14 protein-coding genes and 1 tRNA gene are annotated in these 17,045 nt (G+C 54.5%); 1 reads left to right on the top strand and 14 read right to left on the bottom strand.

Going from position 1 to position 17,045, the window contains the following annotated elements; genetic code table 11:
• Nucleotides 1–13 precede the first annotated feature (13 nt).
• Nucleotides 14–1,900, top strand: a complete 1,887-nt coding sequence (locus QV747_RS08465) for a methyl-accepting chemotaxis protein (RefSeq protein ID WP_273432096.1) — start codon at nucleotides 14–16, stop codon at nucleotides 1,898–1,900.
• A gap of 123 nt (nucleotides 1,901–2,023) precedes the next feature.
• Here QV747_RS08465 and pyk read toward each other — a convergent pair whose 3' ends face one another.
• The 14 genes from pyk to QV747_RS08390 all read right to left on the bottom strand — a co-directional run bounded on the left by pyk (nucleotide 2,024) and on the right by QV747_RS08390 (nucleotide 17,035).
• Nucleotides 2,024–3,457, bottom strand: a complete 1,434-nt coding sequence (gene pyk / locus QV747_RS08460) for a pyruvate kinase (RefSeq protein ID WP_273432094.1) — start codon at nucleotides 3,455–3,457, stop codon at nucleotides 2,024–2,026.
• A 175-nt stretch (nucleotides 3,458–3,632) separates the two neighbouring features.
• A tRNA-Arg gene (locus QV747_RS08455) sits at nucleotides 3,633–3,707 on the bottom strand.
• 77 nt (nucleotides 3,708–3,784) lie between these two features.
• On the bottom strand, nucleotides 3,785–4,219 hold the full coding sequence (gene fliJ, locus QV747_RS08450; RefSeq protein ID WP_034619092.1) for a flagellar export protein FliJ: 435 nt from the start codon (nucleotides 4,217–4,219) through the stop codon (nucleotides 3,785–3,787).
• A gap of 21 nt (nucleotides 4,220–4,240) precedes the next feature.
• The gene (gene fliI, locus QV747_RS08445; protein ID WP_028449303.1) at nucleotides 4,241–5,629 is read right to left on the bottom strand and encodes a flagellar protein export ATPase FliI; all 1,389 of its coding nucleotides are present in this window, start codon (nucleotides 5,627–5,629) and stop codon (nucleotides 4,241–4,243) included.
• A gap of 5 nt (nucleotides 5,630–5,634) precedes the next feature.
• A complete protein-coding gene (locus QV747_RS08440; protein WP_273432092.1) occupies nucleotides 5,635–6,546 on the bottom strand; it encodes a FliH/SctL family protein in 912 nt (303 codons plus the stop codon).
• An 8-nt stretch (nucleotides 6,547–6,554) separates the two neighbouring features.
• Nucleotides 6,555–7,562, bottom strand: coding sequence for a flagellar motor switch protein FliG (fliG, locus tag QV747_RS08435; RefSeq protein ID WP_231550461.1), 1,008 nt, complete (start codon nucleotides 7,560–7,562; stop codon nucleotides 6,555–6,557).
• Nucleotides 7,563–7,574: 12 nt separating this feature from the next.
• On the bottom strand, nucleotides 7,575–9,296 hold the full coding sequence (gene fliF, locus QV747_RS08430) for a flagellar basal-body MS-ring/collar protein FliF (RefSeq protein WP_273432089.1): 1,722 nt from the start codon (nucleotides 9,294–9,296) through the stop codon (nucleotides 7,575–7,577).
• Between the two features lie 26 nt (nucleotides 9,297–9,322).
• Complete coding sequence (gene fliE / locus QV747_RS08425; protein WP_028449300.1) at nucleotides 9,323–9,646, bottom strand: flagellar hook-basal body complex protein FliE; 324 nt, start codon at nucleotides 9,644–9,646, stop codon at nucleotides 9,323–9,325.
• Nucleotides 9,647–9,721: 75 nt separating this feature from the next.
• On the bottom strand, nucleotides 9,722–11,059 hold the full coding sequence (locus tag QV747_RS08420; protein ID WP_273432087.1) for a sigma-54 dependent transcriptional regulator: 1,338 nt from the start codon (nucleotides 11,057–11,059) through the stop codon (nucleotides 9,722–9,724).
• A 62-nt stretch (nucleotides 11,060–11,121) separates the two neighbouring features.
• A complete protein-coding gene (locus tag QV747_RS08415; protein WP_047391401.1) occupies nucleotides 11,122–12,201 on the bottom strand; it encodes a chemotaxis response regulator protein-glutamate methylesterase in 1,080 nt (359 codons plus the stop codon).
• 23 nt (nucleotides 12,202–12,224) lie between these two features.
• Entirely contained in the window at nucleotides 12,225–12,836 is a 612-nt protein-coding gene (gene cheD / locus QV747_RS08410) for a chemoreceptor glutamine deamidase CheD (protein WP_028449297.1), read from the bottom strand.
• Nucleotides 12,833–13,720 carry a CheR family methyltransferase gene (locus tag QV747_RS08405; protein WP_273432084.1) on the bottom strand — a complete coding sequence of 296 codons (888 nt, stop codon included), beginning with the start codon at nucleotides 13,718–13,720 and terminating at the stop codon, nucleotides 12,833–12,835. Before QV747_RS08405 ends, cheD begins: the two co-directional genes overlap by 4 nt.
• 64 nt (nucleotides 13,721–13,784) lie before the next feature.
• A complete protein-coding gene (locus QV747_RS16630; protein ID WP_373317315.1) occupies nucleotides 13,785–16,544 on the bottom strand; it encodes a methyl-accepting chemotaxis protein in 2,760 nt (919 codons plus the stop codon).
• Between the two features lie 11 nt (nucleotides 16,545–16,555).
• On the bottom strand, nucleotides 16,556–17,035 hold the full coding sequence (locus tag QV747_RS08390; protein WP_028449296.1) for a chemotaxis protein CheW: 480 nt from the start codon (nucleotides 17,033–17,035) through the stop codon (nucleotides 16,556–16,558).
• Between the last annotated feature and the right edge of the window lie 10 nt (nucleotides 17,036–17,045).

Raw genomic sequence — 17,045 nt, 5'->3', positions numbered from 1 at the left:
AAAGGGCCTCACTATGTTTACTTCTCTGCGCGTCCGTCTGATCGCCTTCGTTGCCGTTCTGGTGCTCATCATCGCCTCCCTGCTCACGATGGGCGCATACATCAAGATGCGCAGCCAGATGCTGGAACAGGGCTTACGCAGTGAAGTGAGTGGCATTGCCACCGGTTACAACGTGATGCTACGTAACTGGATCGACGACAAAAAAATGATCGTCAGTTCTGTGGCTAAAGCCTTGGAAACTGCACCAGATCCGATCCCTACCTTGCTGCAAGCCGAGAAAAGCGCCAAATTTGATTCGGCCTACTTGGGCGTACACGACAAACAAATGATCACCACCCGTGATCTGGGTCTGCCTCCAGGCTACGACCCAACTGGGCGTCCTTGGTATCAGCAGGCGCTTAAAGAAGACAAAACAGTGATGACCCCGCCCTATATCGATGCGGGCACCAAAAAACTGATTTTGTCTTTTGCCGCCCCCGTCAAAAAGCAAGGCCAAGTTTATGGTGTGATCGGTACCGATATTATTTTGGATGACATCGTTAAAGACGTACTGAACATCAAACTGATCGGCGATGGCTACGCCCTGCTGGTAGATAAAACCGGTGCTGTTTTGGTTGCCGCAGATCAAAGCAAAGTCACCAAACCCAGCACCGAAGTGAGCCCAGCCCTGACCGCCGATGCGCTGGCGGGCATTGCCAGCAGCGGTGATATGCTGCGTGCTGATGTCGCAGGTGCCGGTAAATTTATCTTCGCCCGCGCGATTGATAACAGCGATATTTATCTGGTGTTGATTATCGATGAAGCCGCAGTACAACAACCGCTGCAACAATTGCTGCTGCTAGCCGTGGGTACTTTGGTGGTGATTCTGCTGGTGATCGTACCAGTGGCCAGTGTGTTGGTGAATCGCATGCTCAATGGCCTGCGCCGCGTCCGCGACGGGATGATTGAAATTGCCCAGGGTGAAGGTGATCTCACCCGCAAAATTCATATCGAAGGCAACGACGAAATCGCCGAAACCGCCAAAGCCTTTAATCAATTTACCGATCGCCTGCGGCTTATGTTTAGCGACCTGCGCAAGGAAACGGAAAACCTCACCAGCGGGGTGCAGCAGATCAATCAGGTGATCAACACGCTGGCGAATGATTCACGCGTGCTGTCGGATATGGCCGCGACCAACGCCGCCACCATTGAGGAAATCACCGTCAGTATCAGCCACATTGCCGACAATGCAGGCGAAGCCAACGATCTGGTGAATAACACCGGCGCCCTCTCGGCCGATTCAGCCAAAACCATGAACGAGGTCGCGGCCGAAGTGGGCAAATCAGCCAGCGAAGTCAGCGAATTGTCTTCCCTGCTCGATCGCCTGAATCAGCGTAGCCAAGAAATCAGCGGCATTATTCAGGTCATTAAAGAAATTGCCGACCAAACCAATCTGCTGGCGCTGAATGCAGCGATTGAAGCGGCGCGGGCTGGCGAGCAAGGCCGCGGGTTTGCCGTGGTGGCGGATGAAGTGCGCAAACTGGCCGAACGCACCAGCTCGGCCACGCTGGAAATTACCGGCATGATTGACGGGATTCGCGGCGAGACCAACGCAGCCGTGCGCAATATGGAATCGACACTGAATGCAGTTCAAAGCGGGGTGAGTTTGTCGAACGAAGCCGCTGGCAAGATTGTGGATATTCGCCAGAATATGAGCCAAGTGATGGAGAAAATGAGCGAAATCGCGCTGGCCACCAAAGAGCAGCAAGATGCCACCACCATGATGGCCCAAAGCGCCGAAAACATCACCAACCAGATGCAGCAATCCGATGCGGCGTTGTATCGTGCCAATCAGTCAGTAGAGCAACTCAACCACTTGGCCGGCTTCCTGCGGCAAATGTTTGGGCGCTTCAAAGTTTAATACTCAAGCAGGGTATTGCTAGGTAAGTATTAAATTGAAATGCTTTCAGAGCAATACCCCATTAAAAAAGCCACCTTACGGTGGCTTTTTTCATAGGCGAAATAAACACCGCCGACTAGCATCTCAGCGGCCGGAAAAACCCGCTTTCACAATTTTCAGGCAATTAGTACCGCCACCTAAGCCAACAACATCACCAAAGGTGAAAGCAATCAGATCGCCTGGCTGCACAATCCCACGTTTAAGCATTTCACTCTCGGCGCGTACCAGCAGCGATTCGCGATCCGTGTTGTCATGCGAGAGCATCACAGGCTCAACATCACGGAACAAGGCCAGCCGGCTGTAGGTTTCAGCTTCCGGCGTCAGCGCATAAATCGGTACACCCGAAACCACGCGCGACATCCACAATGCGGATGAACCTGACTGGGTCAGCGCTGCGATCACCTTGATATTCAGGTGGTTGGCACTAAACAGGGCGGCCATCGAGATCGCCTGATCAATGCGCGAAAACTCACCGTCCAGCAAGGCCGCACTGCTCACCTTATAGTCTTGCGATTGCTCGGCTTCCAAACAAATGCGCGACATGGCCTCCACGGTTTCCACCGGATACTGGCCTGATGCGGTTTCGGCCGACAACATCACCGCATCGGTCCCATCCAGCACCGCATTGGCCACATCCGACACTTCGGCGCGCGTCGGCACCGGGCTGGAAATCATCGATTCCATCATCTGGGTGGCGGTGATGGTGAGTTTGTTCTGCTTGCGGGCAGCCTTGATCATGCGTTTTTGCAGCGCCGGTACGGCCGCATCGCCCACTTCCACCGCCAGATCACCGCGCGCCACCATAATGCCATCGGAAGCCTCAAGGATTTCATCCAGATTGGTAATTGCTTCGGTGCGTTCGATCTTGGCGATCAGTAGCGCTTTGCTACCGGCGGCGCGCAGCAAGGTGCGCGCCATATACATATCGGCCGCACTTTTCGGGAACGACACCGCCACATAATCAGCATGTAGCTTGGCGGCGATTTTGATGTCTTCCATATCTTTGGCCGTCAGCGCCGGCGCAGTCAGCCCCCCGCCTTGGCGATTGATGCCCTTATTATTGGAGAGCACCCCCCCCACCAGCACGGTGGTATACACTTTCGGGCCTTCAACCGCATCAACAATCAGCTGGATCTTGCCATCATCTAAGAGCAAAATCGCCCCCGGCTCCACATCATTGGGCAGCTCTTTATAATCCAGCCCCACCGTGTCTTGGTCGCCCATTTCGCAATTGGCATCCAAAACGAATTTGGCCCCTTTGGCTAATTCAATTTTGTTTTTCTTGAATTTGCCGACGCGAATTTTTGGCCCTTGTAAGTCAACCATAATCGCCACCGCCCGACCTAGCTTTTTCGCCTGCTCGCGCACCAGCGCTGCACGATCCAGATGATCCTGCGCGGTGCCATGCGAAAAATTCAACCGCACCATATTCACGCCCGCCGCGAGCAAACGCGCCAAGGTAGCTGCATCACCCGAAGCGGGCCCCAAGGTGGATACAATCTTTGTGCTACGTAACATGCAGGACTCCTTTGCGGATTAATTCGAAGACTGACATCGACCAGTCATGGTCCAATGATTGTTAAGTATTGTGACAAGATATGGCGCTCAGGCTCTGAGCATGATCAATTTCCGCCAAATTGCTTTCAATAATAGAAAAAAAGTGGCGTAAACGCAGAAAAGTGCAGTGAGAAGATGGCGTCCCCAGCGGGAATCGAACCTGCATCAGCCCCTTAGGAGGGGGCCGTTTTATCCATTAAACTATGAGGACGCAATGCCGAATGGCAGGCGCCATTCTAACAAGAAAGCCGCCTGGGCGCACGGTATGTCGCGCAAGGGGAAGCGCAATCAGTGCTCGCGGCGGATACGGCTATTAAAATCATCGAGGATTTTTTGCTCGCGTTTGTTTTCTTTGGCCATTTCGCTGCGCTCATGCCGATCGCGTAGGGCTTCGAAAGCTTTCACCTTACGCTCACAATCCTGCCAGCTGATTTTGCGCTCTTGATACAACTGGGCTAGCCGCTGCACCTCATTCCCCTGCTGCTGGGCGGCGCCATCCAGCTTGGCCAGAAAGAGCTGAAAATCCCGCCACTGAATCACCGACATGCCTTGCTGGCCATTTTGAGTCAGGCGGGCGCGGTATTCATTGCGAAACGCGTCCACCTGCTCGAGTTTGGCTTGCGCTTGTAGCCACGCGGCTTGCGCGGTTTGCATCGCGCGCGAGGCTTCCTCGCGCTCATCCAGCGCCAACTGCAGTAAAAAAGCAAAACGGAATGCGGCCACGATCAATCCCTAGCGGGTGGCTTAGCCAAAGAGCTGCGCCAGCTTCATTCTAGCGCCCTCATACCCTTCACGCTCGGTGATGGCCTGCTGCAAGAAAGCCTCAAAGGCCGGATGGCGACGAATGGCCTCATCCAGCACCGGATCGGAGCCTGGCACATACGCGCCGACGCTAATCAGATCTTTACTGCGCTGATAGCGCGAATACAGATATTTAAAGCGGCGCACGAGCTCAAATTCGTCGTGGCGGATAATGTCGTGCATCACCCGCGAGATCGAGGCTTCAATATCAATGGCCGGATAATGGCCAGCCTCGGCCAGCTGGCGGCTTAACACAAAGTGCCCATCCAAAATAGCCCGGGCATTATCGGCAATCGGGTCTTGCTGATCATCACCTTCCGAGAGCACGGTATAAAAAGCGGTAATCGAGCCACCACCTTCGCGGCCATTCCCGGCCCGCTCCACCAATTGTGGCAGCCGGGCAAACACCGAGGCCGGATACCCTTTGGTGGCGGGGGGCTCGCCAACAGCAAGGGCAATTTCGCGCTGCGCCATCGCATAGCGGGTCAGCGAATCCATAATCAGCAGCACATTCCGCCCCTGATCACGGAAATACTCGGCAATACTGGTGGCATAAGCCGCACCATACAGCCGCAACAGCGGGGAGGTATCGGCTGGCGCCGCCACCACCACACTGCGCGCCCGGCCCTCTTCACCCAGAATATTCTCGATGAAATCCTTCACCTCGCGGCCGCGCTCACCAATCAGGCCCACCACCACCACATCGGCTTCTGTGTAGCGCGCCATCATCCCTAGCAAGACCGACTTACCCACACCAGAGCCGGCGAACAAGCCCAAGCGCTGCCCACGCCCAACCGTCAGCATGGCATTAATGGCGCGTACCCCGACATCCATCACGTGGCGGACGGGCTCACGATCCATCGGATTATAGGCGCGGGAAAATAGCGGGTAGTAGGCTTCGTTATGCAGCGGGCCTTTGCCATCGAGGGGGCGGCCCAAGCCATCGAGAATCCGCCCCAGCAAGCCCCAGCCCACCGGCACTTGCCGGCCATGATCTTCGGCGCGGCGCTGCGCGGGGCGTGGCCGGCCGTATTCGGGCCGCCACGCCGCCACGTCTTCACGTGGCATCACGGCAGCCCCCGGCTCTACGCCGTAAATTTCGGTAATCGGCATCAGAAACAGCCGCTGCTCGTGAAAGCCCACCACCACGGCTTCGACTTTATGCCCGCTGGGCGTCATCACATCGCAGGATGCGCCAATGGGTAAGCGCAGGCCCACGGCTTCCAGCACCAAGCCGGAAACCCGCGTGAGCCGTCCACGTGGCAACCATGGCCGCACCGCCTGCACCGCGGCGCCGCAATCACGCAGATAGGCCTGTAGATCATTGAGCATGGCGATTAGCTGTCCGGCGCGGCTGGCGCGGCGACATCGGTATCGCGCAGCAAATATTCATCCGCGACTTCGGGCTCGGCAAGTGGTGCAGTCGGAGCGACCGTAGATACATCACCCATGTATTGCTCGCCAGGCCATTCAATAGGCTGCTTTAAGGGCAATACCCCGGTTATTTTTTCCCAGCGACTAGCCAGCGAATACTCAAGCTGGGTCACCGGGGTTTCGATTCGGCAGCTACCACTGGCCAGCTGCTCATCGGGGATGATTTTCCAAACATCGGGGGGTAATTCAAACTGCAAATCTTGCGCCAGTAAATCCAGATCGCTGGGCGCCAGATATAGCCGGGAAGGATTGCTAGGGCTGGGGATCAGATCGAGCGCCTCGCGAATTTGCGCCAGGCGCAATTTCGGGTTCTCATGCATTGCCTCACCCACCATGTGCCGCGCCACCAACAAAGCCAGCTCCAGCACGCTATCGGCCAAAGTGGGCTCCGCCGCTTGCAGCTGCACGGTGGCATTACTGAGCACGTTTTGCAATTGCTGCAACTCGGCGGCCGCTTGCGCTCGGCCTTCAGCCAAGCCCGCCTGATAGCCTTCTTCATGCGCCTGCTGCTGAATCGCTTCGATTTCTTCGGCCGTTGGATACGGCATCGCATCGGCCACTGGGGCGAGATCTGCTGCCACATCAGCCTGCTCTTGCTCTACCGGCTCGTGCGCTGACTCAGCCAGTTCCTCTGCCACTAGCTCGGCTGCCGCGCTCATTTCGGCAGCGGGCTCGGCCTCGGCACTTGCTGGAATATGCGCCAGCGGGTCGAGAAAAGCCGGGCGCTTATGGTCGCCCAGTAGCGAATTAAACTGCCAGCGCTGAAACTCCGAAAGCTCTTCGCTCGGGATAATACGACGGTTTGGTGCAGTCACAGCGCGCCTTATTCAATCATGCCTTCGCCGCCGCTACCGCCGAGGACAATCTGCCCTTCATCGGCCAGGCGACGAACGATTTTGAGGATTTCTTTCTGCTCGCCTTCCACCTCGGACAATTTAACCGGCCCTTTGGCTTCGAGGTCTTCGCGCAGCATTTCTGCCGCCCGCTGTGACATATTTTTGAAGATTTTTTCGCGCAGCGCCTGGCTGGTGCCTTTCAGTGCCACCACCAGCGCATCGGATTGCACTTCGCGTAGCAGCAATTGAATGCCACGATCGTCGATGTCCATGACGTTGTCGAAGGTGAACATCTTGTCCTGAATCTTCTGCGCCAGCTCAGGGTCGTATTCGCGAATATTGGCCACCGCCGAAGCTTCGACCACGCCGCCCATAAAGTTGAGGATGTCGGCGGCCATTTGTACCCCGCCCATTGCACTTTTCTTGAGTTTGTCCGAGCCAGACAGCAGCTGGGTCAGCACATCATTCAGCTCTTTGAGCGCGGCTGGCTGCACGCCTTCCAGCGTGGCGATCCGCAGCAAGACATCGTTGCGTACCCGCTCGCTGAAATTACTCATGATTTCGGACGACTGATCGGGCTCGAGGTGCACCAGAATCGTGGCGATAATCTGTGGGTGCTCATTGCGGATTAATTCCGCCACCGCGGTGGAATCCATCCACTTCAGTGATTCGATGCCGTTATTGTCATTGCCCTGCAAAATCCGGTCGAGCAGATTGGCCGCTTTGTCGGTACCCAGCGCTTTAGTTAATACCGAGCGAATGTACTCATCGGCAGCGCCCAGATTGGCGCGGTTTTGGGTGGCAGCGATAAAGTCCCCCAGCACCGAGTCGATTTGCTCGCGGGTAACCGATTGCATATTGGCCATTTCAAAACCGAGCTTCTGCACTTCTTTCGGGCCAAGAAACTTAAACACCTCAACGGCGGCTTCTTCACCCAGCGACATCAGCAGCAGCGCGCTTTTGTGCACACCATCTTCATTCATATTGGACGGCATATGAGCTCCTGCTTAAGCGACCTTGTTCGGGTTTTTGTCCTTCTCATCCGGTGGATTCATCCACTCACGCAAAATGGTGGCCACCATCCGGGGATCATTTTTAGCCAGCTCTTTAGCCTGCTGCAAGAGATCGGCAAAGGCCGCCATTTTGTTCTGTTCTTCCGGTGATTCATCACCTGTGCCCTGCTCCAGCGCAAAGATATTGCCGCTGCCAGCCTCGCCCAAATCAAGCTCGACATTGGTTTCCTGCTCTTTGCTGCGCGTGAGGTCTTTCATCAGCGGCCGCACCACGAAGAACAGCAGATACAGTGAAGCAATACCGATCACCAGCATCTTAATCACGTCGAGCGCATTGTTCTGTACGTAGGTAAGCGCTTTATCCTGTAGCGGCTTTTCTTCCAGCGGAATCGACTCCGCAAAGGCCGCATTCACCACATTAATCGAATCACCGCGCTCTTTGTTGTAGCCAATGGCTTCGCGCACCAGATTATTGATCTGGGCCATTTCCGCTGGGGTAAATGGCACGTAGGCCACTTTACCACTCTTATCCTTGCCCGCTTTGTAGTTCAGCACCACCGCTGCCGACAAGCGCTTCACCACGCCAACGGGCTGTTTCACATGCTGAATGGTTTTATCCACCTCGTAGTTGGTGGTGGCTTCTTTACGCAAATTGGTCGCGCTCACCGCCTCCGCCGCCGAAGCACCACTGGCGACCGGGGCTGTAATCGGCGCAGTAGCAGCGCCTGGCGGCTGGTTGGACAACGCGCCGGGAACGCCCATCGCACTATCGGTGGCAGAGCGCCCGGACTGATCCAGCGTCTGCTGGCTGCGAATTGCGGCAGCATTGGGCGGCGAGTTGGGTTTAAAGGATTCGGACGTTTGCTCGATTTCGGCAAAGTCAATTTGGGCAGTCACTTCGGCCCGCACATTGTCTTTGCCCACAATCGGGGTGAGGATGGCTTCAAGCCGCTCAACAAAGCCACGTTCGATTTGCCCGACATATTGCAACTGCCGCTGATCAAGATTGCCACGCGCATTTAGATCAGCGCTGCGCGACAAGAGATTGCCATCCTGATCCACCACGGTGACATTCGCCACCGGCATACCGGGAATGCTGGAAGAAACCAGATGGATAATCCCGGCGATTTGCCCGCCATCCAGCTGCCGGCCCGGATGCAAAGTAAGCACCACCGACGCAGAGGGTTTTTGTTGGTCCCGCAGAAATACAGTCTGCTTGGGGCTCGCGAGGTGTACGCGCGCTTTTTCAACCGCCGAGATGGACTCGATCGAGCGAGTAAGCTCACCTTCTAGCGCGCGTTGATAATTCACTTGTTCGGCAAACTGCGACACCCCGAATTTCTGGTTGTCCAGCAATTCAAAGCCTACATTGCCGGCTTTGGGGAGTCCTTGGGCAGCCAGCTTGAGGCGAACATCATAGATCTGCTCGGCGGGCACCGAGATCATGCCGGCATCGAGTTTGTAGGGGATTTTCATCTGCTCGAGCGACTGAACGATGGCGCCGCCATCTTTGTCGGGCAGATTGGTAAAGAGGATACGGTAGCTCGGCTCGCGAGTGTAAAGCAGTGAGCCCGCAATCGCCGCAATCAAAACGGCGAACACCACCATGGCAAGAATCTTGCGGCCAGCAGGAAGCGCGTCAAAGCGTTGCCGCAGACCACCAATATTTCTTCCCGTCACCAAGGTGTTATCTGCCGCGACGCCTGCTTCTGCCATACCCTACCGATAAGCTGGTTGCAGGATTAAACCTGCATGTTCATAACTTCCTGATAGGCAGTCACCAGCTTATTGCGGACTTGGACCATGGTTTGAAAACTTAAGCTCGCTTTTTGCAACGACACCATCACATCTTGCAAATTGGCATCCGGGTCACCTGCTTGAAAAGCGACCTGTTGAGCTTGAGCATCCTGCTGCACTTGGTTGACTTGATCGATCGATTGCTTGAGCACGGCCGCAAAATCGGGGCCTTCGGTCGCACCTGTCGGCGCATTTGCTGGTTGCCCAGCAGCCAGAGCCGACATCGATCGTAATTCACCGAGCAGCTGATCAATTCCTTGCACGCTCATGACTACTTACCTTCCTTGCAAAATTGTAGGGGCGCACGCTGCGGGCAGCAAGCACTTCCTACACCCTGTCGTCTTTTAAATGGGCAATTCGCCATCTTCTTCACGGTATTGCGCTAGCTTATAGCGCAGAGTCCGCTCACTCATCCCTAATCGTTCCGCCGCTTGCTTACGCACGCCGCCACAGGCCAGTAATGCATCGAGGATCATGGTCTTTTCCATATCCTTGATATTTTTGCCTACCGGCATGGGCTCAAGCATTGATTCAACGCCCGCAACCGCGGCAAAACTTGCCGCCACCTGCGGCAAATGCAAATGTTCGGCGGCAATTTCTTCCGCCGGCGCCATAATTAAGGCTCGCTGAATAACATTGTCGAGCTCCCGAATATTGCCCGGCCAGCGATGCGCACATAAGGCTTGCTGGGCACTGAGCAGTAAAACTGGCACTCGGCGCTTTTGCGCACCGGCATACCGATGAAGCATGTTTTGTGCCAACGGCAAAATATCCGCCGCCCGATCACGCAGCGCCGGAATCGCCAGCGGAAACACATTCAGTCGATAAAACAGATCCTCGCGAAAGCGCCCTGCTGACACCTCCGCCGCTAAATCTCGATTGGAGGTGGCCAAGACCCGGATATCAAGCGCAATCGGCTTATGTCCGCCCACTCGTTCCAGCTCCCGCTCTTGCAACACCCGCAACAACTTGGCCTGTAGTGCCAAAGGCATTTCGCTCACTTCATCCAGCAGCAGTGTGCCGCCCTGCGCCTGCTCAAACTTACCCAAATGCGTGGCGGCAGCACCAGTAAACGCCCCTTTTTCATGGCCGAATAAAGTGGACTCCAGCAGTTGCTCTGGAATCGCCGCGCAGTTAATCGCCACAAATGGCTTGTTTGCACGAGGACTTTGCCGATGAATAAAACGTGCCATCACCTCTTTGCCGACCCCCGACTCACCAGTCAACATGATCGAGGCATCTGAACTCGCCGCCCGCCGCGCAATTGCCAGTAGTTGCTGCATTGGGGCCGACTCGGCCACCATCGCATCCTCGCCCAAATCAGGTAGCAGGAAGCGCTCCACTTGCTCCAGCAATTTGTGTGGCTCAAACGGCTTGGGCAAGTAGTGACTCGCCCCCGCATGCATCGCGGCCACGGCCTTCTCGATCACTCCATAGGCGGTCATCAAGATCACCGGCAAGCATGGGTAGCGCAGCTTGATTTCCTGTAGCAGCGTTTCGCCATCCATAGGCTGCATCTGCACATCCGACACCACTAATCCCACTTGATGATTTTCCAGAATTGCCAACGCGCTTTGGCCATCTTCCGCCACGAGCACGCTATAGTGATCCAGCTCCAGCGTATCAATCAGCGCCTCTCGCAGGTCATCGTCATCTTCAACGATCAATACCGGCAAACCCATCCATTTTTCCTTTTTACTTCAAATCACTCAGCGCAATCTTGCTTCTGAAAATGCGCATTAAATTAAATCCGTAACGCGCGGCTACTATTGGCATTCACCCACGCCATTACGCGCTGCGACATGTCTTTCAGCGGCACAATCTCGTCCACGCCGCCCATCGCAATCGCTTCTTTCGGCATGCCAAACACCACGCAGCTTTGTTCGTCTTGCGCAAAATTGTGCGCCCCCGCCTGATGCATTTCCAGCATGCCCTGGGCGCCGTCTTTCCCCATTCCGGTAAGGATCACGCCTACCGCGTTGCGGCCGGCGATATTGGCTGCAGAGCGAAACAAAACATCTACCGAAGGCCGATGCCGATTAACCGGCTCGGCTTTCGAGAGCTCGCAAATATAGTTGGCACCCGATACCCCCAGCAGCAAATGCGAATGCCCCGGCGCAATATACGCGTGCCCCGGCAAAATACGCTCGCCGTGCTCAGCTTCTTTCACGGAAATACGGCATAAGCTATCTAGGCGGTTGGCAAACGATTTGGTGAACGACTCGGGCATATGCTGGGTAATCAGCACCGCCGGGGCATCGGGCGGCAAAGGCATCAGAAAATCTTTCAGCGCCTCGGTCCCGCCGGTTGATGCGCCGACGATAATCAGCTTTTCCGACTTCAGCAGAGGCCGCGAGGTTTTAGGCAATACTGCGTCCGCCGTCCGATTGGGGGCAACTGGAAGATGCGTCATGCTATGGGGTTTCGCTTTGGCGGCCATGCGGATTTTTTCGCGAATCTCTTCGGTGTAAGCATCGATTTTACTTGCAATATCGACTTTCGGCTTAGCAATAAAATCAATTGCCCCCAATTCCAGCGCTTTAAGTGCCACCTCGGAGCCTTGCTCAGTGAGCGAAGAAATCATTAGCACCGGCGTCGGCTTGAGCCGCATCAGCCGCTCTAGAAAATCCAAGCCATCCATTTTGGGCATTTCGACATCAAGGGTGATGACATCGGGATTCAAATTGCGAATTTGCTCCCGCGCTACCAGTGGATCTGGAGCAGTCGCCACGCACTCCATGTCCCCGGATTTATTGATAATTTCCTTGAGCAAGCTGCGGATTAAGGCCGAATCATCCACAACTACAACTTTGATTTTTGCCATCTTGTCACTCCCTACGCCACGCTCTAGCTAAATAGCTCGACATCGCCACCCATATCCAAATGCGTAAGGCGAGATTCGTAGCTTTTTTCGCGTTCCACGATGGTGTTGTTGTGGACTGTTTTGAGTTTTTTTACCAACACTCGGCCCGTTTGCGGAAAGAAATAGACTTTCCGTGGATAGATATCGAGCAAATCCTGCGCCACAATTGGGATGCGTTCGAGCGCTAAAAAGGACTTCACAAAGTCAGCGTTGCGCAGCCCTACATTGTTGACCGTAAACCCGCGCAACACATTGCCACCACCAAATACCTTAGCCTCGAGGCGGTTTTTGCTCGCGCCATTTTTCAGCAGCTGATTAATCAGCATCTCCATCGCATAGGTACCGTAGCGCGTTGAGAGCCCATTCACCGAGGCCATCTCTTCGTGCGAATCAGGCAACATAAAATGATTCATACCACCGATCCCGGTCACCACATCGCGGATACACGCGGCCACACACGACCCCAGCACGGTCACCAGCACCATGTCGCGGGTGGTGACGTAGTATTCACCAGGCAAGATCTTGGCTGCTTCGGATTGAAAATTCTTGTCAAAATACAAGCTAGGCGCGAGGACTTCTTCATAAGGATGGGTCATGAGCGACGCCCCCACTCCTGCAGCGCCCGCTCTGTGAGGCTATAAGTGGTTTTGCCAAAGGGGCGATACCAATCGGACATATAGTGCAGATTTTCGGAGTGGCCCACGTATAAGAGCCCGTCAGGCTTTAAGCGTCGCCCCATTTTTTCCAGAATTTGCCGCTGAGTGGGCTGATCGAAATAAATCATCACATTGCGGCAAAAAATAGCATCAAACTGCCCTTGTAGTGGCCATTGTTCGCTCAGCAAATTAATCTGCCGAAAATCGATGAGGCTACGTAGCGGTTTTTTCACGCGGACTTTACCTTCATTGGGGCCAGCGCCTTTCAAGAAAAACCCCCGTTTACGTTCTAGCGACAATTTTTCCACTCGATCTAGCGGATAAACCCCGCGCTCGGCGGTGGCCAGCACATGGGTATCCAGATCAGAAGCAATAATCTCAACGGCGGGATTGGCGCTTTGGCAGGCTTCAAAGGCAGTCATCGCCAGTGAATAGGGCTCTTCTCCGGTGGATGATGCGGCACACCAGATCCGAAATGGTCGCTCACGCGTACGTTCAATTTGCTCAGCCAGCATATCGAAATGATGTGCTTCGCGAAAAAACGCCGTCAGATTCGTGGTAAGTGCATTTACAAATTGCTGCCACTCCTCCGCATCCGGATTAGCCTGCAACATATCCAGATACCCCGAGAAGGTATCCATCCGCAAAGCACGCAATCTGCGGGATAGACGGCTATACACCATCTGCATTTTGCTTTCATTGAGCCGAATGCCGGCATGCTGATAAATCAGCGCCACCACCCGTTTAAAGTCTTTTGGGGTGTAGGAAAATTCGTGCTCATTGGGCATCAATAAGCCAACGGGCTGCTCAGGATTGGGCACCATCAACTCCCGCCATCAGAGGGAAAAATGGGGGCCGCAGCCCCCAACTGGTTTGGGCGAGGCCTACTTAAAACTCTTCCCACGCATCATCATCGCCACCGATCTTCGGCACCGGCCGGCTCGCTTTTGGCGCTGCCGCCACTGCTGCCCGCTTTGCCACGGGCGCACTCACTGCGGTGCGCTTGCTCAGCGTGGGCAAGGTTTTGCCGCCCGCTAATTTAAAGATCCCAACGGTTTGCGTGAGGTTGCCCGCCTGCTCTTCTAGGCTTTCTGCCGCCGCAGCCGCTTCTTCGACCAAGGCTGCATTTTGCTGGGTGTTTTCATCCATGTGGGTAATGGCCTGATTCACTTGCTCGATTCCGGCACTTTGCTCGTTGGAGGCCGCCGAAATCTCACTCATGATGTCAGTCACTCGGCGCACAGCCCCCACGACGTCTTCCATCGTGTGGCCAGCCTGATCGACGAGTTTCGAGCCAGCCTCGACTTTCACCACCGAATCACCAATCAGGGTTTTAATTTCTTTCGCCGCCGCCGCTGAGCGCTGCGCCAAATTACGCACTTCAGAAGCCACCACCGCAAAGCCACGCCCCTGCTCGCCCGCACGGGCCGCTTCTACCGCGGCATTCAAGGCCAAGATATTGGTCTGGAAGGCAATGCCATCAATCACCGCGATAATATCGACAATTTTCTTGGCGGATTCGTTAATTTCCGACATGGTCGCCACCACCTGGCTCACCACTTCACCGCCTTTCACTGCGATATCCGAAGCTCCAATCGCCAGCTGATTCGCTTGCTTGGCGTTTTCGGCATTTTGTTTCACCGTGCCGGTCAGCTCTTCCATGCTGGACGCGGTTTCTTCCAAGCTTGCTGCTTGCTGCTCAGTACGGCTAGATAGATTGCTATTACCGGCCGAGATTTCTTGCGCCGCCACATTAATGGCCCCAGCCGCTTCCTGAATGCTGAGCACGATCTCAGCCAAGCGCGCACAGGTGAGGTTGCAATCGTCTTTCAAACGTCCCAGCAGGCCGTGGTAGTCGGCAGTGATATTTTGCGTGAGGTCACCCTGCGCCAAACCGGCCAGCACCCGGGCGATATCGTTCATCGCCCCTTCGGTGGAGCTCGCCATCTGATTCATCCCTTCGGCCAGTTTGAGCATAAAGCCCTCTTTACCTTCGGGATTAATCCGGTGACTGAAATCACCATTGGCTGCCCCCCCCACCAGCGCATTCACCTCATTTTCCACCGCCACTTCCGCGGTGCGATCAACCCATTCCACCACCGACCCCAACCGTTTACCGGTGCTATCGACCACGGGATTAGCAATTAGCAAAAAGGTCTGCCCGGCTACCGTGATTTGCGAGCGATAAGTGCCCTGCAGATTGGCGAGCAAGCTGGCTTGATGACTTGGATTGCGATGGAAACCATCCATACTGCTACCCAGTAATTTATTTACATCAAAATTCGGCAGCACTTTGCGCAATTCATGCTGCACTCGCGACAGCATATTGGTCACGGCACGGTTCATATAGATGATGGTGCGGTTTTCGTCGGCCAGCATCACATTGGTGGAAGTGGAATCCAGCGCGCCCAAAATACGGGCTCGCTCATCCGACACCACTTTTTCGCGCTCCATCTGTGCTATCAATTGCGTCTGATCCAGCCACTCCACCACATACCCGCTGCGCTGGCCGTTTTCGCCCCAGACTGGATTTATGGTCAAGGCAAAATTACGGCCACCAATCGTGAGCTGGGCTTTATGGGTATGGCTCAGTTGCGCCAGCATATTTCGTTGATGCTGCGGGTTTTTATGGAAGCTATCGATATTGGTGCCAACCACTGTTTGGGCGCTAAATTGCGGCAGCTCTTTGCGCAGATCGGCTTCGGCCGCGGCTAGAAGCTGATTTTGCGCTTTATTGCAGTAAATGATATTGCGTTCGGCATCGGCAATCATCACGCTGGTTGATACCGAATCAAGTGCGGTACGGATACGGGCATTCTCAATCGCCACACTCGCAGCTTGGCGCAGCGCTTGCTGCATTTGTCGGATGCGTGCGAGCAAACTCTGCTCATCGCCGGCATGGCTGGGCAAGTCTTGTTGCAAATTGCCTTGGGCAATATTGGCAACCATTGCTTGCAGATTTTCCAGCTCATCGCCCAGTTGGGACCGAACTCGACGCAATAGCACAAAGCCGATAAACACGGACAAACCCACGGCAATCGCCCCCAACAAAAGGGCTAATTGCTCCGCATGGCGGGCTGCCTCTTGCAGTTCTTTCGCGGAGCTCAAGGCGCCCTGCTCTTCCTGACTACCCATCGCCAAAATGGTGTCGCGGTAACTGTTATACACGGTGCGCATTTCACCCAGCACCAGCGAACGCGCGGCGCCTACATCACCACTATCCAAGAGTTGCTTAAATTTATTCTGCACCTGAATAAAATTGGCGCGCTGAGCTTTAATACTTTCCAGCTCTTTTAATGCCTCATCGTCATTGAGGTTTTGTGCCTGCTTATCCAAGTCGGTCACTAAATTACCGATTTTTTGGCGCGCTTCCAACACCCGCTGCCACTCTTCTTCAACCAGCCGTTTATCCTCGGGTGTAGCTACCCCAATAATTTGCATATTACGCAAAGCACGGGCAATCGTATTCACTTCATTAAAAATATGCTGGGTTTTTACATAATGAGGCAAATGATCATTGGTTAATGCTTGCACCTCAACAAATGTATTGCTTGCTGCCCGATAGGCAGAAATTGATTGCACCATCAAAACTAAAATAATTGAGAAAATACCCAGCAGCAGTAATCGAGTTAATCGCAGATTATGCATTTCACCCCTCCCTAAGCGGCCACAGCTTCAACCAAAGCCATATCCGCACTGGTCATTAGTTTTTCGATATCCACTAGAATTATCATGCGCTCTTCGACGGTACCCAAACCAAGGATATAAGCGGTGTCGAGTGCACTACCAAACTCAGGGGCCTGGCGTAATTGTTCGGTCGACAACGTCATTACATCTGAAACACCATCCACCACAATCCCGATGGTGCGCTGAGCAACATTTAAAATAATCACCACCGTAAATTGATCATAGGTCACATTGCCGATATTGAATTTAATCCGTAAATCGACAATGGGTACGATATTGCCACGCAGATTAATCACGCCTTTAATAAAATTCGGTGCATTCGCAATACTGGTTACGGCGTCATAACCCCGAATTTCCTGCACTTTTAAAATATCGATCCCGTATTCTTCCCGCCCCAGCGCAAATACCAGCAATTCGCGGCTGACATCGTCTTCTTTATGAGCCAGTTCCATGACCCTACTC

It is taken from the genome of uncultured Chitinibacter sp. (genome assembly GCF_945957625.1).
In the GTDB taxonomy this organism is placed as follows: Bacteria; Pseudomonadota; Gammaproteobacteria; order Burkholderiales; family Chitinibacteraceae; genus Chitinibacter; species Chitinibacter tainanensis.
This window is presented reverse-complemented; position numbering and strand designations above follow the sequence as displayed.